Raw genomic sequence first — 19,421 nt, 5'->3', positions numbered from 1 at the left:
CTGGTCTGGGCGGCTGCAGTCGGTCTGCAGCAGGAGGGTCGTACACGCGTCGCGCGCCCCGGCCGGTCACCGGGACCGGCGGAACGCGCCGGTACGAGGCTACCAGCGTCGCGGCAACAGCCGGTCGGCCGGGACGGACGTCGGTCAGCGGGAGCGGTGCACCGACCGGGCCGCGCGGTGCGCCTGCTGGGTGCGGACCAGCGCCGCGGTCACCGCCGCCAGCGCGACGACGGCGGCGAGTGCCGGCACGGGCAGGCCGGCGCCCGAGGCGGCGCCCGGCGCGGCGACCGCGCTGTCGGCCTCCTCCAGGTCCGAGCCGTCCAGGCCGGCCAGTTGGCCGAACACCGGGACGGTGGCGCCGTCGTAGTTGCCGGTGACGCCGCCGGCACCCATCCCCGAGCCGGCGAAGCGGTCCGGCGAGCCGGTGCTCCGGCCGGGCACGTAGAAGCGCGCGGGGTCGAACGCCGCCGCGGCCGCGGTGTCGACCGGCGCCATCTGCGGCGCGCCGCTGCCGGTGTCGTAGGTGTACTGCGTCCCCGGGATGCTCTGCGGGGTCCCACCGGTCGTGCCGCCTTGCGGCACGTCGATCACCCCGCCCGTCGGCGGCTGCGGGGTCCCGTCCGGCCCGGGCGCCGGAGCGTTCGGCACACCCGGCACCTGCACGTTCACCTCGGGCAGGTCCGGCAGGTTCGTGCTCGGCAGCGTGGGCAGCGGCACCAGGGTCTCGACGACGTACGGGACGGGCGCCGGCAGCGGCGGCAGGGTCGCCGCGACGCCGTTCACCACCTGGTTGACCAGGTTCGCCGCGAGCCCGGCCTGCGGGACGATGCGGTACGTGTAGGTGATCGTGCCGGCCGTCGTCGACGGGAAGGCCCACTGCGTCGACTGGCCGAACTGCAGATCGCGCTTCTGCCCGAAGAAGGTCACCGACACGTCGGTGTGGACCGTGGCCTTCACGCCGCCGACCAGGGGCAGCGTGACCGCCGAGTCGTAGGTCGCGACGTGGTTGACGAAGGTGACCGTCCCGCCGGCGTCCACGCTCACGACGGGGGGCGTGAGCGTCCTGATGTCGACCGTGGCGGTCGGCGCCGCGCTCGCGCCGGGCGCGGCGGCCACCGTCGCGACGAGCACGGCCAGCCAGCCGAGCACCAGGGCGACGATGCCGCGGCGCGCCGTCCGCCGGATCCGACCGGTTGCCATCTGCTCCGTAACCTCCAGCTGCGCCGCTACCAGCGAGTAACCCCCGTCACGCTGCAGGAACGACTATGTGTGAGCCGGGTTACGGCTAAACGTGGACCTGCGTCGGAACTAGGGTCGGGCCCCGTGGCGAATCACCCGATCGGCGTACACATCGGCCCCGGCCTCACCGACGACAACGAGCTCGTGGACGGCGGCCCGCTCGCCCGGGCGGCCGAGATGGACGCCGACGGCGTGCAGATCTTCCTGACCGACCCGCAGAGCTACGCCACCCCGAAGCCGCGCCCGGACGCCGAGGCGCTGCAGGCCGCCGACGTCATGGTCGTCGTCCACGCGCCGTACATGCTCAACGTGGCGACGACGAACAACCGGATCCGCATCCCGAGCCGCAAGCTCCTCGCCGCGCACGCGCGGGCCTCCGCCGCGATCGGCGCCGCGGGCATGGTCGTGCACGGCGGCCACGTCCTCGCCAAGGACGACCCGGCCGTCGGCGTCGACAACTGGCGCAAGACGTTCTCCCGCCAGGCCGACGACGGCGGCTTCCCGCTGCCGATCCTGCTCGAGAACACCGCCGGCGGCGGCAACGCGATGACCCGCGACCTCGACGCGATCGCCCGCCTCTGGGAGGCCGTCGGGGAGTTCGGCGCCGGCTTCGTGCTCGACACCTGCCACGCGTGGGCCGCCGGCTGGGACCTCGCCACCGCCGTCGACGACGTCCGTGCCATCACCGGCCGGATCGACCTCGTGCACCTGAACAACAGCCGCGACCCGCAGGGCTCCAGCCGCGACCGGCACGCGCCGCTCGCCGACGGCGAGATCCCGACCGAGCTGCTCGTCGAGGTCGTCCGGGCGGCCGGGTGCCCGGTGATCCTGGAGACCCCCGGCGACGCGCCGGCGCATGCCGGGGAGATCCAGGCTCTGCGAGCGGCCTTGTCGTGACGGGCGGAGGCCCGGAGGGTCTCCCGAGGAACGACGGCAGCGGCCCGGCTCAGCCGGGGGACGGCACCTGGCCGCGGTGCGACGCGGAGCGGCGCAGGACCACCCGGTCGTCAGCCCCGTCCAGGACGCCGCCGGCCGGATCGTCGGTGCCCGGCCACGACCGGCGGACGACGTCCTCGTCGGGCCGCAGGACGTCCCGCACGACCAGGCCCATGAGGACGACGACGGCGACGTCGCGGATCCCGACGGCGAGGAAGAACCACTCGGCCTCGACGCCCTTGTTGTCGGTGCCGAGGTACCAGAGCAGCCGCGGCACCCAGAGCAGCGCCTCGGTGGCCTGCCACAGCAGCAGCGCGCGCCAGCTCGGCCGGGCGAGCACCGCCAGCGGCAGCAGCCACAGCGAGTACTGCGGACTCCACACCTTGTTCAGCAGCAGGAAGCCGGCCACCAGCAGGAAGGCCAGCTGACCCACCCGCGGCCGCACCGGGGCGGCCAGCGTGAGCCAGCCGATGCCCGCGAGGAAGAGGACCAGCGAGCCGGCGACCACCGTGTTGAGCACCGTCGGCGTCTGGCCCTCGGCGAGGGGACCGTCGAAGATCCGGTGGTCGGTCGCGGCCAGGAGCAGGTTCCAGACCGTGTCCGGGTCGGCCGGCCGGCTGCCGTTGAGGGCGAAGAACCGCCCCCAGTTCTCCGGGGCCAGCACCGCGATGGGCACGTTCACGACCAGCCAGGCACAACCGGCGCCGACCGCCGCGCGCAGCCACACCCGCAGCCGCCCGGCCCGCAGGCACAGCAGGAACAGCCCACCGAGCAGCAGCACCGGGTACAGCTTGGCGGCCACGCCCAGCCCGATCAGGACGCCGGCGAGCGCGGGCCGGGACCGCGCCCAGGCCCAGAGCCCCAGGGTGGACAGCGCGATCGCGAACAGGTCCCAGTTGGTGAACGCGTGCACGAACAGCACCGGCGAGAGCCCGACCATCGCGGCGTCCCACGGCCGGCGGCCCGCAGCCCCCAGGACGGCCCGGGTGGTGAGCAGCGCGCAGGCCGAGAGCAGCAGGCACGTGGCGACGTAGTAGCTCTCCACCGCGGGCACCTGCGGCAGCAGCCCGAACGAGCGGGCCAGCCCGTCGTAGCCGCCGGCGAGGCCCGCCGCCAGCGCCATGAAGCCGCCGGTGAGCACCGGGTACTCGACGGCGGAGTCCAGGTAGGGCACCTGGCCGGTGTCCAGCCCGCGCAGCCCGTAGAGCGGGATGGTGTCCGAGTAGCAGAAGTGCGTGTACTGGACGAAGCCCGCCCAGTTGCCGCTGGCGCAGGGCGCCTGCTTGAGCCACGCCAGCGCGAGGACCAGCGTGGTGAACAGCAGGCAGACCCGCAGCGGCGTCCAGAACAGCGCCCGCCCGGTGACCGCGTGCCGGCCCCAGGGGCCCCCCACCGCCTCGCTCGCCTGCGCCACGACCGGGTCGGCCCAGCTCGGCACCACCCGGTCCGGCCACGCCGGTCCGCCACCCGGCGCCGCAGACGCCACGGACCCCTCGGCTCGGAAGCCGGAGGGGTCCGTGGGGGTGTCGTCGGTGCGCGGCTGGCTCACGGCCTCAGTCTGCCGCGCCGGGGTCAGCCGCCGGCTTGATCCCGGCCCGAGCGCTGCTCGCCGGGCGCGGGGACGCCGGCGTCGGAGTCGGGGACGCTGCCGTCCGGGTTGGTCTGCTCCTCGCCGGTGTCCTGCTCATCGCCCACGGGGTCGGGGACGCCGTCACCGTCGAAGTCGTCCTGGACGCCGTCGCCGTCCGTGTCGCCGGGGACGGGCTCCTCCTCGGTCGTGTCCTCGGTGGTCTCCTCGACCGGCGCCGGCGGCGTGGTGGTGGGCGGCGGGGCCTGCGTCGTCGGCGCGGCCTCGGTCGTCGGGGCCGGCACGCCCTCGCCCGTGTCGCCGTCGATGAGCGCCTTGCTGGGCAGGGGCTCCTCCGGGGTGCCCTCCAGCGCGGTGTTCATGAACTGCTGCCAGATCGCACCCGGCAGCCCCGAGCCGTAGATGGGCCCCTGCTGCGCGTTCTGGATCGCGGCCTGCCCGTCGCTGCCCATCCAGACCGCCGTCGACAGGGACGGCGTGTAGCCGACCATCCAGGCGTCGGTGTTGTCGACCGTGCTGCCGCTCTTGCCCTGCGTGCCGGTCTTGCTCGCCACCGGGCGACCGCCGTCGAGCGAGCGGTGGGAGTAGTCCGCGACCCCCTCGAGGGCGTAGCTGACGTCGTTGGCGACGTCCGCCGGCACCGCCTGCTCACCGGCGTCGCCGGCGTTCTCCAGCATCACGGTGCCCGCGTTGTCGGTCACCCGGGACACGAAGAACGGCGCGTGGTGGATGCCGCCGTTGGCGAAGGTCGCGAAGCCGACGGCCTGGTCGATCGTGCGCATCTCGTACTCGCCGATGCCGATCGACGACCCGGTCGCGCCGCTCGGGGCGGCGAGGGTCGTGTTGCCCTCGAGGACGCCGCCGGACCACTGCTCCGGCAGGCCGGTCGCCCGGAGCGCGACGTCCCGGACGTTCTCCGGGCCGACCTCGTACGCCAGCCCGTAGAACGTCGTGTTCAGCGACCGGGTGATCGCCTCCTTGAGCGTGCAGGCGGCGCAGGACGCGCCGCCGGCGTTGTTCACCGGCGCATCGCGGTCGGGGAACGTCTGGCGGTTGCTGCCGTCGCGCCGGGCGTTGACGCCGATGCCCTGCTCGAGGCCGGTCGCCAGCACATAGGGCTTCATCGACGACCCGGGCTGCCGCTGCGCCTGCGCGTAGTCGTTGCCGACGCCGGACGGGCCGCCGTAGTAGGCCTTGACCGCGCCGGTGTGCGGGTCGACGGCGACGAGCGCCTCCCGGAGCACGTCGTTCGGCTCGCCGTCCATCACGTCGGCGACGGCGGTCTCGGCCGCGTCCTGCAGGCGCGGGTCGACCGTCGTGGTGATCCGCAGGCCGCCGGCCCGGATCTGCTGCTCGCTGTAGCCCTTGCTCTCCAGCTCGGTCACGGCCTGCTGGACGATCAGGCCCGACGGGTCCTCCGGCAGGCCGAGCCCGGAGCCGGTCTTCGGCTGGACCGGCGGGTACACCGAGGCGTCGCGGTCGGCCTGCGACAGCCAGTCCTCCTCGACCATCGCGTCGAGCACCTTGCCCCAGCGGTCCTGCGCGGCCTCCGGGTCGTTCGCCGGGTCGTACCGGGAGGGGTTGCGGACCATGACGGCGAGGACGGCGCCCTGCTGGGCGGTCAGCTGCGAGGCCGGGACACCGAAGTAGGTGTTCGCCGCCGCCTCGATGCCGTAGGCGCTGCGGCCGAAGTAGATGGTGTTCAGGTAGTTCTCGAGGATCTGGTCCTTCGAGTAGTTGTTGTCCAGCTTGATCGCCAGGAACAGCTCCTGGAACTTGCGGCTGAACGTCTGGTCCTGGGTCAGGAAGGCGTTCTTCACGTACTGCTGCGTGATCGTCGAGCCGCCCTGCGTCGAGCCGCCGGTCACGTTGTTCCACGCGGCACGGACGATGCCGGTGAAGGAGATGCCCGGGTCGGTGTAGAAGCTGCGGTTCTCCGCGGCCAGGATCGCGTTGCGCGCCGGCTCGGAGACCTGCTCGAGCGAGACGTTGGTCCGGTTCTCGTTCTCACTGCCGAGGCGGGCCATCTCCGTGGTGCCGTCGGCGTAGTAGACGACCGTCGTCTGCGCGTTCTGGACGGAGTTGATGTCCGGGACCTCGGTGCTCGCGTAGACGACGCCGATGAAGACACCGAAGAGGACGAAGAGCCCCAGCATGGTCGCCAGGGCGATCTTCAGCCTGCGGCTGCGGCGCTGCTTCTTCGAGCGCGGCGGCTTGCCCTTGCGCCCGGTCGGCCGGGCGCCCGGAGGGCGGGTGCCGGGCGGGCGGGTGCCGCCGGCCGGCGCGGACCGCGAGGCCGTCGTCCGTCCGCGACCGCCGCCGGCGGCCGGTCGGCGAGTGCCCCCGGCGCCACCACCACCCGCGCTGGAGCTACGGGCGGGCGGCGGCCGGCGGACCGAGCCGGCGCGCGGCGCGACGGGGGAGGTCTCGTCGTGGGAAGGCACGCAGTGGGCCCCTCTCGGACAGTCGTGTATCGGGGACCGGGGGAGGCCCCGGTCGCAAGGGTGTCGTCTTCAGCTGTGGATCACGGGGACAACGCGCGAGAACGGCGCGCGTCACGGGACACGTGTGACGGAAGGGTCCGGCGTGACCGGGGAATTCCCCGATGTGAGCAACTACTCCGTGGCTGCGCGGCGCCGCTTGCGCGGCTGGCGTCCCGGTTCCGGCTCGGCGCCGAGGACGTACGAACAGGCCAGGTGGTTCCAGCCGCAGCCCCGGCACACCTCGACGGTGTAGACGGAGAACTCGTCCTGCATGGCGTCCATGCGGGCGAGCTCGGCCTCGGTCTTGGCCTGGCCGGCCGTGGGGCCGAGGTGCTCACCGTAGACGTAGCTCACCAGGGTCAGCCGCTCCTTGCGGCAGACCGGGCAGGCCGTGTCGGTGGCCTCGCCGTGGTACTTCGCCGCGCGGGAGAGGTACGGGCTGGCGTCGCAGACCTCGAACAGGCCCGTCCGCCCGGCGTACACGTCCGCGAGGACGGCTCGCCGCTGCAGCGAGTAATCCACGACGGATCGGCGTCCGGGCACGGCGTCAATGTACGCACCGGCGCCCTGACGCGGCGCCTCGGCGCACCTCGTGGACGTTCACCCGTTCGGTGGCCGTTGTGCTGCTGTTCACCTCCCGATGTATCGTCCCGATACATCGGTCCGGGGCAGGAGGGGAGGCGACGATGCTCGAGTTCGCCATCCTCGGCCTGCTCCAGCAGTCGCCGATGCACGGCTACGAGCTGCGCAAGGAGCTCGCGCAACTGCTCGGCGGGCTGCGGAGCATCTCGTTCGGCTCGCTCTACCCCGCGCTCAAGCGGCTGCACGCCGCGGGCTACATCACGACCGCGGAGCCCGACCGCAAGGCGCTCCTGCCGGCCGACGCCCCGCCGCTGACCGGCCGGCGCGGCAAGGTGGTCTACACGATCACCGCCGAGGGCAAGGAGCGCTTCCACGAGCTGGCCAGCGAGTCCGGCCCGGAGGCGTACGACGACAGCGGCCTGTTCGGCGTCCGCCTGGCGTTCTTCCGCCACACGGCCGCCGATGCCCGGCTGCGGATCCTGGAGGGACGGCGGCGCACCGTCGAGCAGCAGCGCGAGGGACTGCGCTCCTCGCTGGCCCGCACCCGCGAACGGCTCGACCGCTACACCCTCGAGCTCCAGCAGCACGGCCTGGACTCCGTCGACCGCGAGGTCCGCTGGCTCTCCGAGCTCATCGACGCCGAGCGCCGCACCGCGAGGCAGGACCGCCCGCCCGATCCGTCCGTGAAACCGCCCGCGGACCCGCCGTCCGATCCCCCCAGCACCACCTGAACCCCCCCGTACGCACGTCGCAGGACCGCCACCGGTCCCTGTCACCGGACCGTCGCGGTCCGAGAAAAGAGGAGCACTCCATGGGAAGCGTCAAGGTCGCCATCGTCGGCGTCGGCAACTGCGCCGCGTCGCTCGTGCAGGGCGTCCACTACTACCGGGACGCCGACGAGACGACGTCCGTGCCCGGCCTGATGCACGTGCGCTTCGGCGACTACCACGTCTCCGACGTGGAGTTCGTCGCGGCGTTCGACGTCGACGCCAAGAAGGTCGGCCAGGACCTCTCGGCGGCGATCGTGGCGAGCGAGAACAACACCATCGCGATCTGCGACGTCCCGCCCCTCGGCGTGACCGTCCAGCGGGGCCACACCTTCGACGGCCTGGGCAAGTACTACCGGGAGACGATCGAGGAGTCCGACGAGCAGCCGGTCGACGTCACCGCCGCGATCCGCGAGTCCGGCGCCGACGTCCTGGTCTGCTACCTGCCGGTGGGCTCGCAGGCGGCCACCGAGTTCTACGCGCAGTGCGCCCTGGACGCCGGCGTCGCGTTCGTCAACGCGCTTCCCGTGTTCATCGCCGGCACCAAGGAGTGGGCGGACAAGTTCACCGCCGCCGGCCTCCCGATCGTCGGTGACGACATCAAGAGCCAGGTCGGCGCGACGATCACGCACCGCGTGCTCGCCAAGCTGTTCGAGGACCGCGGCGTGCGGCTCGACCGCACGATGCAGCTCAACGTCGGCGGCAACATGGACTTCAAGAACATGCTCGAGCGCGAGCGGCTGGAGTCCAAGAAGATCTCCAAGACCCAGTCGGTCACCAGCCAGGTCGACCGTGACATGGGCGTCGGCAACGTGCACATCGGCCCGTCGGACCACGTGCCGTGGCTGTCGGACCGCAAGTGGGCCTACGTCCGCCTCGAGGGCCGCGCGTTCGGCGACGTCCCGCTGAACCTGGAGTACAAGCTCGAGGTCTGGGACTCGCCCAACTCGGCCGGGATCATCATCGACGCGATCCGGGCGGCGAAGATCGCCAAGGACCGCGGGATCGGCGGCCCGCTGCTGTCGGCGTCGTCCTACTTCATGAAGAGCCCGCCGGTGCAGTACAGCGACAGCGAGGCCCGCGACGCCGTCGAGGCGTTCATCCGGGGTGACGTCGAGCGCTAGAAGGACCCCCGTCCTCCCCACGCCTCGCTCCGCTCGGCGCGGGTCCCTGGACGGGGCCGTTCCAGCCTGTTGCTGCCGGGCCCGCCCCTCTCGTGGGGGCGGGCCCGGAGGCGTTCCGGGGGGCTGACAGGTCGGCTGCCTACGCTGGCGGGCATGCCGTCCCGCCGTCGTCCGTTCCTGCTCGCCCTGGGACTGGTGCTCGCCCTGCTGGCCGGTTGCTCGGACAGCTCCGCCGTCGACCGCAACCCCGGGGACGAGATCACCCGGGACGAGGCCGACGTGCTCGCCGAGCTGCTGCACCGGAACTTCGAGCACGGCGGCGCGGACTTCGTCGAGTCCGCGCCCTACGGCGAGGGCGCCGTGCTCACGCTCACCGGCGAGGTGGACTTCGTCCGCTCGATCGGCCGGGCCCAGGCGGTGACCACGTTCGAGGACGGCCGCCCCGACGAGACGCGCACGCTGTTCTTCACGCCCGACGAGCTCTGGTTCGGCGACGTCCCCGGGCTCGCCGAGGCCCTCTCCTCCCGGGGTCTGCCGGACGCGGCCTACGTCCGCCGTCCGATGGCCACGTCCGCCGAGGGGACGGCGTCGCTGGTCGACGTCCTGGCGCAGCTGGTGCTCAACCTCTCCGCGCGGGCCGGTGACGACCCACGGGCGTTCCTCGACGGCGGCTACACCTGGCAGGGGCAGCGCTCGATCGACGGGCAGCTGGCGTCGGTCTTCTCGCTCAGCGGCGGCAAGACGGTCGCGGTGTCCTCGTCGGACGAGCTGCTCGTGCAGTACGTGACGCCGCTGCCGGACCAGGACTTCGAGGTCACGATCACGCTCTCCGACCACGGGGAGCGGGAGATCGACCTGCCGGCCGGCGACGAGACGCTGAACGCGGCCGACCAGCCGGAGGTCGCGGCTCAAGTGGGCGTCTGAGAAGGACCCCTACCCGGACCCGGACAGCAGGAAGGGGCGGCCTCTTCCCCAGACCGCCCCTTCCCGAGGCCTTTCCTACCAGAAGTCGGCGCCGCGCGCCTCCCCTGGCGGCGGATCAGTTGGCCGACGGGTCCGCCGGTGCGGTGGACAGCACGGCCAGCCGCCCCCGCTGCCGGCCCATCACCGCGCGCCAGAGCTGCGGGCCGGCCATCCGGCTCAGCACGTCGGCCGGCATCCCCGGCACGACCGCCCACGAGCCCTCGGCGATCTCGAGGGCGAGCTGGCCCGGCGACCATCCGGCGTAACCGGCGAAGACGCGCAGCCCGGCCAGCTGCCCGGCCAGCTCCGCCGGATCGCCGTCCAGGTCGACGAGGTAGACGTCACCGGCGACGCGGCGCAGCCCGCTGTCCTCGTCGGCGACCGCGGCGGGGGAGGTGGCCAGGCAGAGGGCGGTGTCGGTCTCGCACGGGCCGCCCACGTGGAACACCCCCGGGTCGACGGCGAGGTCGCACCAGCCGGGCAGCACGTCGCGGATCTCGACCTGGCTGGGCCGCCCGAGGACGACGCCGAGCGTGCCGCTGTCGGTGTGGTCGAGGACGTAGACGACGGTGCCGGCGAACGTGGGGTCGGACAGCGCCGGCATCGCGACGAGGAGCGCGCCGGGGCGTACGTCCTCCATGCCGCCGATCGACAGCGGGGGGACGGCGTCGGCGCGGCGGCGACCGGTCGCGGGCCGCGTGGGCGGACCGGACTCGGGGTCGGGCGACGAAGGCACCGGAGTCATCTCGTCCAGTGTGCCCCACCGCCGCCTCCGGGGGAGGTCGAGGCTGCGCCGTCAAGAGCACGACGGCCGCTGTGCGGCTGAATAATGCCTGGACGCACGCTGGACTCGGCCCGTCGGTGACGAGGACGGAGGTTTCCCGACCCGTAGGGTGACCGGATGCAGCAGCAGGCGGCCACGACCGTGCGCCATCTGCTCCTGCGGGGGGACTTCCGGCGGCTGCTGGCGACCCGTCTGCTGTCGCAGTTCGGGGACGGCGTCTTCCAGGCCGCGCTGGCCGGGACCGTGCTGTTCAACCCGCAGCGCGCAGCCGATCCCGTCGACGTCGCCGCGGGTTTCGCGATCCTGCTGCTGCCCTACTCGCTGGTGGGGCCGTTCGCCGGGGTGTGGCTGGACCGCTGGAGCCGGCGGCAGGTCCTGCTGCGCGCCAACCTCGTGCGCGCGGTGCTGGTCGCCGTCGTCGCGGCGCTGGTGCTGGGCGGGGTCGACGGCACGCCGTTCTACGTGGCCGGGCTGGCCGTCTTCTCGGTCAACCGGTTCGTGCTGGCAGCGCTGTCGGCCGGGCTGCCGCACACGGTGGACGAGCCGTCCCTGGTGTCGGCGAACGCGCTGTCGACGACGTCGGGGGCGGTGGCGACCGTCGGCGGCGGCGGCGCGGCGCTCGGGCTGCTGCAGCTGACCGGGACGAGCGACGCCGGCTACGCGGCGCTGGCGGCCGCGGCGGCGCTGCCCTACCTCGGCGCGGCCGCCGTCGTCGCCGGGTTCACCCGCCCCTATCTGGGACCGGACCACATGGCCCGCTCGGCGCGGATGTCGGCGCGGGAGGTCGCGGTCGGGATGGTCGCCGGCGCCCGGCACGCGTGGGCGCACCCGCCGGCGGCCGCGGCGCTGACCGCGATCAGCCTGCACCGGCTGTTCTACGGCGTCCTCACGCTCATGACGCTGCTGCTGTACCGGAACACCTTCACCGACACCGACAGCCTGTTCCCCGGCGGGCTGGTCGGGCTGGCCGAGGTGCTCGGCGCCGGGGCCCTGGGCACGCTGCTGGCCGCGGCGGTGACCCCGTGGGTGGTGCGGCACATCGGCAAGCCGCGGTGGATCACCCTCCTGCTCGTCGGCGGCGGTCTGGCCCAGCTCGCGCTCGGGCTGCCGTTCGTGGCGCCGACGATCGTGGGGGCCGGGCTGGTGCTCGGCTTCGTGGGGCAGGCGGTCAAGATCTGCGTCGACACCACGCTGCAGGAGGCCGTGGACGACGACTTCCGCGGCCGCGTGTTCTCCGTCTACGACACCTTGTTCAACGTCACCTTCGTCGCGGCGCTGCTGGTGGGCGCGTTCGTGCTGCCGCCGTCCGGGATCTCCTACCCGATGCTCGTCGCGGTCGGCGCCGGCTACCTCCTGACCGCCGTCGCCTACGCCCGCATCACCCACGAACACTGACGTTGCGGAGGAGATCCGTGCGGGTTACGCGCACGGATCTCCTCCGCTCACGCGACCAGGCGCCTCAGCTCTTCGCTGCAGGCCTGCGTCTCCTCGCGCAGCCGCCGTACCGGGAACCGGAGGAGCACGAGGCCGGCCCCGTGCAGCGCGTTCTGTCTCTTGAGGTCGGCACCCCACTCGCGCGCACTGAGGTGGTAGGCCATGCCATCTGCCTCCGCCACGACTCGTCGCTCTCGCCACAGCGCATCGACGAAGTACCTACCCGCCGGGGTGTCGACCGGGGCACTCCACTCCGGCTCGGGCAGACCAGCGGCTCGCACGACGCGCCGCAACTCGCTCTCCCCCACCGATCTCATGCCGCGCCCGGCATCGATGACAGCCGCTCGGAGCCACGCCGTCGCCGCACGACCCGCCTTCCGCGTCTCCTCGGCCAGCTCATCGACGGTCGTCAGACCGCGCTGGAGGACGTCGGAGATGGCGTGATCGACATCGGCGCGACGGCGGGCGGTCAATGAGACGTCGATCGCCGCCCGGGCCGCCCCCGTGGTGGGCAGTCCCGACAGCTCCACGCTCTCGAGCGGCCGCCTGCTCTGGTGGACGACCACGAAACCGTGCGAGGACATGTGCCCCCGGCCGTGCGGACGGGAGACCTCGACCATGCCCCCTTCGGCCGGCGCTCGGTAGTCGCCGAGCACGCCCGCGACCCGGGGAGCGGCCGCGAGCTCGTCCGCCTTCGCCCCCCACAGGCGAAGGGCGCTGTGATGGGACAGGCAGGCATCCGACCCCGCGTACGCCAGCGCAACCAGCCACCGCTCCCGCTGAGTGAGCGCTCCCGAATGCGGCACCACGACACCACGGACGGGTTCTTGCCACCTTCCTGTGCGCACGGCGGTGCGGATGCGGTGATCGCTGAGGCCGCGCGCCCTCAGGACGTTCCGGCGGGCGACCGGGAGATCGCGCGGAAAGACGGACGCGGAGGGCACCGGGGGATGGTGACCGGGACCGCGGCCACGCCGCCGCCGCTGTCCACAGCGACGCCGTTGCGGAGGAGATCAGTGCGCGTTACCCGCACGGATCTCCTCCGCTCGAGCGGGCGGCCCACCACGCGCGCAGCTCGGCCTCGGCCTCGTCCGGCGGCAGCGGCCCCCGCTCGAGCCGCAGGTCCTTGAGGAACCGCCACGCCTCACCGACCTCCCGGCCCGGCGGCAGGCCCAGGATCTCCATGATCGCGTTGCCGTCGAGATCGGGCCGGACCCGCGCCAGGTCCTCGGCCTCGGCGATCTCGGCGATCCGCTTCTCCAGCGAGTCGTAGGTCACCGCCAGCGCCGCGGCGCGCCGCTTGTTGCGGGTCGTGGAGTCCGAGCGCACGAGCTTGTGCAGCCGGGGGAGCAGGTCGCCGGCGTCGGTGACGTAGCGGCGCACCGCCGAGTCGGTCCATTGACCGCCGCCGTAACCGTGGAAGCGCAGGTGCAGGAAGGTCAGCCGGGCCACCGCCTCGGTGATCTCCTTGGAGTAGCGCAGCGCGGTCAGCCGCTTGCGCACCAGCTTCGCCCCGACCACCTCGTGGTGGTGGAAGGAGACCCGCCCGCGCGGCTCGTGCCGGCGGGTGGCCGGCTTGCCGATGTCGTGCAGCAGCGCGGCCAGCCGCAGCACGAGGTCGGGGGACTCGTGCAACGGGTCGGCCTTCTCCAGCGCGATCGCCTGGTCCAGCACGGTCAGCGAGTGCGCGTAGACGTCCTTGTGCTGGTGGTGCTCGTCGATCTCCATCCGCAGCGCCGCGAGCTCCGGCAGGACGTCACCTGCGTCGGCCAGGCCGGTCGACACGAACAGCTCCAGGGCGGCGCGGGGGGAGTCCTGCAGCAGGGTCTTGGAGAGCTCCTGCTGCACCCGCTCACGGGTGATCCGCTTCAGCTCGGGCGCCAGCGAGGTCATCGCCGCCACGACCTCGTCGTCCGGCGTCACGCCCAGCTGGGCGACGAAGCGGACGGCGCGCAGCATCCGCAGCGGGTCGTCGAGGAAGGAGTCGACGGCGGCACCGGGCGTGCGCAGCCGCCGCTTGAGCAGGTCGCCGAGCCCGCCGAAGGGGTCGGTCACCGTGCGGTCCGGGCCGAGGGACACCGCCATCGCGTTGACCGTGAAGTCCCGCCGCGCCAGGTCGTCGACCAGCGAGGTGCCCCACGCCACCTCGGGGTTGCGCGACTCCCGGTCGTACCGGTCGGCCCGGAAGGTGGTGATCTCCAGCCGGACGCCGCGCACCTCCGCGCCGACCGTGCCGAACTGGATGCCGGTGTTCCACGTGGAACCGGCCCACCCGCGCAGGACCTCGAAGGTCTGCTCCGGCCGGGCGTCGGTCGTGACGTCGAGGTCGCCCGGGACGCGCGACGCGCCGGAGCCGCCCGCCAGCAGCGCGTCGCGCACCGAGCCGCCCACCAGGTGCGCCTGGAAACCCGCCGCCGCGAAGCGTTCGCCGAGCTCGCCCAGCACAGGGGAGACGTCGACGAGCGCGCGCACGGTCTCCTGGACGGCCGGCGGCACCGGCTCGGGATCAGGGCGACTCGGGGGCACAGCGGACACGACGAGCCAGGGTAGTGCCGCGACGCGCGCTACCCTCCTGGCATGGCTGGGACGGGCGGGCGCGGACGCCCCGGCCGCCGGTTGCGCCGGGTCGACGAGACCTCCGCCGGGGGCCTGGTGGTGGCCGACGACGGCGAGTCGGAACCGCGTGCCGCCCTCATCGGGCGGACGGACCGCCGTGGGCGCCTGCTCTGGTCCCTCCCGAAGGGGCACATCGAGGAGGGTGAGACCCCCGAGGACACCGCCGTCCGCGAGGTCGCCGAGGAGACCGGGATCATCGGCGAGGTCGTCGCCCCGCTCGGGATCATCGACTTCTGGTTCGTCGCCGACGGCCGCCGGGTGCACAAGACGGTGCACCACTTCCTGCTCCGCGCGATCGGGGGAGCGCTGTCCGACGCCGACGTCGAGGTGACCGAGGTCGCCTGGGTGCCGCTGTCGGAACTCTCCGAGCGCCTGGCCTATGCCGACGAGCGGGCCCTGGTCGAGCGGGCGCCCGCCCTGCTGGCCGACAGCGCGTGAGTGAGTCGGCTGCCGGCCGCGCTCCCGCCGACGGCCGACACCGGCCGCAATCCCGGAGTGCAGCGGTGCTGCTCCTCTGCCTGGCCGTGCTCAGCGGCGTCGTCCTGCTGGCGCCGCGACCGGCCGCCGCCGCCCCCGCGCCCGACGACACCACCGACCCCGAGCGGCCGGTGGCCATCGACGTCAGCCGGTTCGAGCCGCGCAGCGTCGTCCCCGGCTCGATCGTCACCGTCACCGGCACGCTGACCAACACCGGGGACCAGACGGTCAGCGACCTCGGCGTGCGGCTGCAGCGCGGCGCGGTCGTGACGACGCGGGCGGAGCTCGCCGCCGCCGACGGCGACCCCGACCCGGCGACGACCGTCGAGCCCGGCTTCCAGGACCTCCCCGGCCGCCTGGAGCCCGGCGACTCCCTGGACTTCAGCTACACCGTCCCCGCCGACCAGCTGGAACTCACCCGGGACGGCGTCTACCCGGCCCTGCTCAACGTCAACGGCACCGTCGACGGCGGCGAGCGGCGGCGGGTCGGCGAGCTGTCCACCTACCTCGTGCAGCAGCCGGCGATCCCCGCCGGGCGGACGACGGTCGCCTGGCTGTGGCCCCTGGTCGAGCGCAGCCACCGCACCGCCTCCGGCGGCTTCGCCGACGACGACCTGACCGCGGCCGTGCGCTCCGGCGGCCGGCTGGACCGGGCGCTGTCGGTCGTCGAGGACCTGCCCCGCACCGCCCCCGCGGGCGGCGGCGACCCGGTGCCGGCGGTGCCGGTGACCCTGGCGATCGACCCGGCGCTGGTCGAGGAGCTGGAGATCATGGCCGCCGGGCCCTACGCGGTCGCGGGCGAGGAGAACGCCGGCCGCGGGACCGGCGCCGCCGACGCCTTCCTCGACCGGCTGCGGGCGGTCGCCGCCGTCCATCCCGTCGTCGCCCTCCCCTACGGGGACGTCGACGCCGAGGCGCTGGTGAGCACCGGCCTGACCGACGTCCTCACCCGCAGCCTGCCCGGCACCGCCGCGGGCACGGCCGAAGACCCGCCCGCCGACGGCACGGCCCCGGCGACGACGGAGGCCTCCGCGCCGGCCGACGACGAGGGCGCCGGCGCGCGGATCCTGGCCGACGCCCTGGGTGTCGAGCCGCGCACCGACCTGGCGTGGGTGGCCGCCGGCACGGTCTCCGCCGACACCCTGGCCGCGCTCCGGGCCGGGGGCGCCGAGCGGGTCGTCGTGGACGCCGCCGCCCTCACCGACGGCGACCGGGCGCTCGGGCTGGGTGCCGGCACCGCCGCCGCGCGGACGACGGTCCCGCTGGCGGACGGCTCGGTCGAAGCGCTGGTCACCGACCCCGCACTGGGGGACGTCGCGGCCTCGACCGGGGCGGTCGCGGGCGGCGTGCGCATCGCGGAGCAGCGCTACCTGGCCGACCTCGCCCTGATCAGCCTGCACGCGCCGGCCGATCCCGCCCAGGCCCCGACCGTGCTCGTGGCCCCGCCCCGGACGGTCGGCGCGGACGCCGACGGGGTGCGGGCGATGATGGCCGACACCGCCGAACTGCCGTGGCTGCGCGCGGCCACGGTCCAGGACGTCGCCGCGGGGCCGTCGGCCGACGCCGGTTCACTGGCGCCGCCCGCCGGCCCCGCGCTGGACGGCGCCGGCCTGGCGGAGGTCGCCGCGGCAGCCGCGGTGCGCGACGACCTGGCCGGCGCCGTCGTCGGCTCCCCCGACGCCGCGCTGGCGCCCGACGACGCCGCGATCGCCCGCACCACCTCGGTGGCCTGGCGGGGCGACCCGGCCGGCTTCGTGGCCGCGGCCGAGCAGCTGCACGGCGCCGTCGACCGGCTCCGCGACCGGGTGACCCTGCTCGCCCCCGCCGACGGCACCTACAGCCTCGCCTCCAGCGACGCCCCCCTCGTCCTCACCGTGCGCAACGACCTGCCCTTCGCCGTCCGCGTGCTGCTGCAGCTGCGCACCCGCGGCAACGTGGGCCTGCAGATCGAGGACATCGGCGTCCAGGAGCTGGCCCCCGGCGAGCGGACGACGCTGCAGGTCCCCACCTCGGTGCGGCAGTCCGGCCGGTTCGCGGTCACCGCCGCCCTCACCACGCCCAGCGGCGGGCAGCTCGGGGACGCCGTGCAGATCCAGGTGAAGAGCACCGCCTACGGGTCGATCTCCCTGATCATCACGATCGGGGCGGCGGCGCTGCTCGGGCTGCTCTTCCTGCGCCGGCTGGTGCGCTTCCTCCTCAACCGCCGCCGCGGCGGTGCGCCGGCCGAGGAGATCGCGGGCGCGCCCGGTCCCGAGGGTGCCGCCGTCCCGCTGCCGCCCACCCGGAGCCCGGTGTGACCCCGGGCGAGCAGCCGGTGCACGAGCAGGACCCGCCGGTCCGCGACGAGCTGCAGGGGGACGGCGCCGCGCGGCCCCTGCCGCCGGTGCCGCCGGCCGCTCCCCGAACCCGGGCCCCCCGTGCAGCGCCCCTTCCGCCGCCGCCCTACCGCGAGGCCCCGCCGGCGTCGGCCCCCTCGGCCGACGCCCTGACCGGCAACATCGCGGCCTCGAACGGCCCCGCTGCAGGGTCCCGCCGCGAGCCTGCGAGTGGCGGGGGGCAGCGGGGTCCTTCCTCGGGCGAGGGCCCCCAGTTGCTGCCACCACCGCCGTACCCGGCCGCACCCGAGCCGGGCCCCCGCCGGATGCCGCTGCCGCCGGTGCCGCCGTCGCCGCGGCGACGCTTCGTGCCGCATCCGGAGGAGGAGTTCACCCAGGTCATCCCGGTGCTGCCGCCGGTCCCGCGGCCCACCGACGAGACCGAGGAGGAGCTCGAGCAGCGGGAGGGCGCCCCCGGCGCGAGCCGCGGCATCCTCCGGGCCGCGGGCACCATGGCCGTCGCCACGCTGGTCTCCCGGATCACCGGGCTGCTGCGGACGATGGTGCTGGTGGCCGCGCTCGGCGTCGGGCTGGTCAACGACGCCTACAACACGTCGAACACGCTGCCCAACATCGTCTACGAGCTCCTGCTCGGCGGCGTGCTCACCTCGGTCGTCGTCCCGCTGCTCGTCCACGCGCAGGAGCGGGACGCCGACCGCGGCGCCGCCTACGCGCAGCGGCTGGCCACGCTGGCGGTCACCGGGCTCGCCGGGGTCACGGTGCTCGCGGTCATCGCCGCGCCCGCGCTCACCTGGCTCTACGGCATCCGCGGGGACGCCGAGCAGGTGGCGCTGGCCAACTGGCTGGCCCGCCTGCTGCTGGTCGAGATCGTCTTCTACGGCATCGGCGCCCTGGCGACGGCGATCCTGAACTCCCGCGACGTCTTCGGCCCCCCGGCCTGGGCGCCGGTGCTCAACAACGTCGTGGTGATCGCCACCGGCGTGCTGTTCATCGCCGCCAGCGGCCCGGGCGACCTCACACCGGCCACGATCACCGCCGGCCAAGTGTGGCTGCTCGGCATCGGCACCACGCTCGGCATCGCCGTCCAGGCGGTGGTCCTGCTGCCGCTGCTGCCCAAGGCGGGCGTGCCGCTGCGCCCGCGGTGGGGGCTGCAGAACACCGGCCTGCGCGAGGCCGGCACGCTCGGGCTCTGGGTGATCGGCTACGTCGCGGTCAGCCAGGTGGGCGTCGTCGTGGCCACCAACGTGGCCAACAGCGCCGGCCGCGAGGGCGCCCTCGGCTCGGCCGCCTACGCCACGGCCAGCCTGCTGTTCCAGATGCCCTACGGGATCATCGGCGTCGCCCTGCTGACCGCGCTGCTGCCGCGGATGAGCCGGGCGGCCGCCCGGCGCGACGTCCCGGGCGTGGTCAAGGATCTCGCCCTGGGCACCCGGCTGTCCGCCCTGGGCCTGCTCCCGGTCACCGCCGCGCTCATCGCGCTCGGGCCGGCCGTGGCCACCGTCGTCTTCGCGCGCGGCAACACCTCGGTGGCCGAGGCGCGGGGCATCGGCACCGCGCTGGCGCTCGGCGCGTTCGGGCTGCTGCCGATGGCGATCACGCTGCTGCAGCTGCGCGTCTTCTACGCGATGAAGGACGCCCGCACGCCGACGCTGATCCAGCTCGGGATGGTCGCGGTGCGCGTGCCTCTGCTGCTGCTCGTCCCGGTCGTCGCCGATCCGGAGCACGTCGTCGCCGGCCTGATGCTCGTGACGTCGCTCACCTACGTGGCCGGCTGGATCCTGGGGGACGTCGCACTGCGGCGGACCCTGGGCGCGTTGCCGACCCGCGAGTCCCTCGCCCCTGTCCTGCGGATTGCCCTCGTCTCCGCCGCGGCGGGGCTCGTGGGCTGGGGGGCGGTCGCGCTGCTCGATCACGTTTTGGGCACATCGGTGGCAGGCTCGCTCGTGACTCTCCTGGTCGGTACCGTGGTCATCGGCGTCGCGGTCGCCGGAGGTCTCGTCCTCGCCCGCGTCCCCGAGGTCCGGGAGCCGCTGGAGGCGGTCCGGGCCCGGCTGGGGCGTGGTCGGGCATGACCTCCTCGGAAGGCACGCCG

Annotated in this window: 15 protein-coding genes; 8 read left to right on the top strand and 7 right to left on the bottom strand. The window is 74.2% G+C overall.

Annotation, left to right across the window (positions count from 1 at the left end):
* Positions 1 to 144: 144 nt before the first annotated feature.
* The gene (locus tag ACWIYF_RS01150) at positions 145 to 1,200 is read right to left on the bottom strand and encodes a hypothetical protein (RefSeq protein ID WP_448626277.1); all 1,056 of its coding nucleotides are present in this window, start codon (positions 1,198 to 1,200) and stop codon (positions 145 to 147) included.
* A 123-nt stretch (positions 1,201 to 1,323) separates the two neighbouring features.
* Between ACWIYF_RS01150 and ACWIYF_RS01145 the strand changes: the two genes are divergently transcribed.
* Positions 1,324 to 2,136 carry a deoxyribonuclease IV gene (locus ACWIYF_RS01145; protein WP_448626276.1) on the top strand — a complete coding sequence of 271 codons (813 nt, stop codon included), beginning with the start codon at positions 1,324 to 1,326 and terminating at the stop codon, positions 2,134 to 2,136.
* A 49-nt stretch (positions 2,137 to 2,185) separates the two neighbouring features.
* Here ACWIYF_RS01145 and ACWIYF_RS01140 read toward each other — a convergent pair whose 3' ends face one another.
* The 3 genes from ACWIYF_RS01140 to ACWIYF_RS01130 form a co-directional block, all read right to left on the bottom strand.
* A complete protein-coding gene (locus tag ACWIYF_RS01140) occupies positions 2,186 to 3,724 on the bottom strand; it encodes a glycosyltransferase family 87 protein (protein WP_448626275.1) in 1,539 nt (512 codons plus the stop codon).
* Positions 3,725 to 3,747: 23 nt separating this feature from the next.
* Complete coding sequence (locus tag ACWIYF_RS01135) at positions 3,748 to 6,207, bottom strand: transglycosylase domain-containing protein (protein ID WP_448626274.1); 2,460 nt, start codon at positions 6,205 to 6,207, stop codon at positions 3,748 to 3,750.
* Between the two features lie 171 nt (positions 6,208 to 6,378).
* Positions 6,379 to 6,789, bottom strand: a complete 411-nt coding sequence (locus ACWIYF_RS01130) for a DUF5318 family protein (protein ID WP_448626273.1) — start codon at positions 6,787 to 6,789, stop codon at positions 6,379 to 6,381.
* 143 nt (positions 6,790 to 6,932) lie between these two features.
* Between ACWIYF_RS01130 and ACWIYF_RS01125 the strand changes: the two genes are divergently transcribed.
* The 3 genes from ACWIYF_RS01125 to ACWIYF_RS01115 all read left to right on the top strand — a co-directional run bounded on the left by ACWIYF_RS01125 (position 6,933) and on the right by ACWIYF_RS01115 (position 9,643).
* Complete coding sequence (locus tag ACWIYF_RS01125; RefSeq protein ID WP_448626272.1) at positions 6,933 to 7,559, top strand: PadR family transcriptional regulator; 627 nt, start codon at positions 6,933 to 6,935, stop codon at positions 7,557 to 7,559.
* Positions 7,560 to 7,639: 80 nt separating this feature from the next.
* Positions 7,640 to 8,719 (top strand): inositol-3-phosphate synthase, encoded by a 1,080-nt coding sequence (locus ACWIYF_RS01120; protein ID WP_448626271.1) that lies wholly within the window; start codon positions 7,640 to 7,642, stop codon positions 8,717 to 8,719.
* 153 nt (positions 8,720 to 8,872) lie between these two features.
* Positions 8,873 to 9,643, top strand: a complete 771-nt coding sequence (locus tag ACWIYF_RS01115) for a hypothetical protein (protein ID WP_448626270.1) — start codon at positions 8,873 to 8,875, stop codon at positions 9,641 to 9,643.
* A gap of 115 nt (positions 9,644 to 9,758) precedes the next feature.
* Here the strand turns inward: ACWIYF_RS01115 and ACWIYF_RS01110 are convergent, their stop codons facing one another.
* Positions 9,759 to 10,427 carry a YqgE/AlgH family protein gene (locus tag ACWIYF_RS01110; RefSeq protein WP_448626269.1) on the bottom strand — a complete coding sequence of 223 codons (669 nt, stop codon included), beginning with the start codon at positions 10,425 to 10,427 and terminating at the stop codon, positions 9,759 to 9,761.
* 156 nt (positions 10,428 to 10,583) lie between these two features.
* Between ACWIYF_RS01110 and ACWIYF_RS01105 the strand changes: the two genes are divergently transcribed.
* Positions 10,584 to 11,861, top strand: a complete 1,278-nt coding sequence (locus ACWIYF_RS01105; RefSeq protein ID WP_448626268.1) for an MFS transporter — start codon at positions 10,584 to 10,586, stop codon at positions 11,859 to 11,861.
* 47 nt (positions 11,862 to 11,908) lie between these two features.
* Here the strand turns inward: ACWIYF_RS01105 and ACWIYF_RS01100 are convergent, their stop codons facing one another.
* The gene (locus ACWIYF_RS01100) at positions 11,909 to 12,844 is read right to left on the bottom strand and encodes a DUF559 domain-containing protein (protein WP_448626267.1); all 936 of its coding nucleotides are present in this window, start codon (positions 12,842 to 12,844) and stop codon (positions 11,909 to 11,911) included.
* A gap of 79 nt (positions 12,845 to 12,923) precedes the next feature.
* Positions 12,924 to 14,435: a CCA tRNA nucleotidyltransferase gene (locus ACWIYF_RS01095; RefSeq protein WP_448626266.1), complete on the bottom strand. Its 1,512-nt coding sequence runs from the start codon at positions 14,433 to 14,435 to the stop codon at positions 12,924 to 12,926.
* 42 nt (positions 14,436 to 14,477) lie between these two features.
* On the opposite strand from ACWIYF_RS01095, the gene ACWIYF_RS01090 reads away from it, so the two are divergent.
* The 3 genes from ACWIYF_RS01090 to murJ all read left to right on the top strand — a co-directional run bounded on the left by ACWIYF_RS01090 (position 14,478) and on the right by murJ (position 19,401).
* Positions 14,478 to 14,954 carry an NUDIX hydrolase gene (locus ACWIYF_RS01090; protein WP_448626265.1) on the top strand — a complete coding sequence of 159 codons (477 nt, stop codon included), beginning with the start codon at positions 14,478 to 14,480 and terminating at the stop codon, positions 14,952 to 14,954.
* 65 nt (positions 14,955 to 15,019) lie between these two features.
* Complete coding sequence (locus ACWIYF_RS01085) at positions 15,020 to 17,290, top strand: DUF6049 family protein (protein ID WP_448626264.1); 2,271 nt, start codon at positions 15,020 to 15,022, stop codon at positions 17,288 to 17,290.
* Positions 17,287 to 19,401 carry a murein biosynthesis integral membrane protein MurJ gene (gene murJ / locus ACWIYF_RS01080; protein WP_448626263.1) on the top strand — a complete coding sequence of 705 codons (2,115 nt, stop codon included), beginning with the start codon at positions 17,287 to 17,289 and terminating at the stop codon, positions 19,399 to 19,401. The genes ACWIYF_RS01085 and murJ overlap by 4 nt, the downstream gene beginning before the upstream one ends.
* The last annotated feature ends 20 nt before the right edge of the window (positions 19,402 to 19,421 follow it).

The organism is Geodermatophilus sp. URMC 64, assembly GCF_053502555.1.
This window is presented reverse-complemented; position numbering and strand designations above follow the sequence as displayed.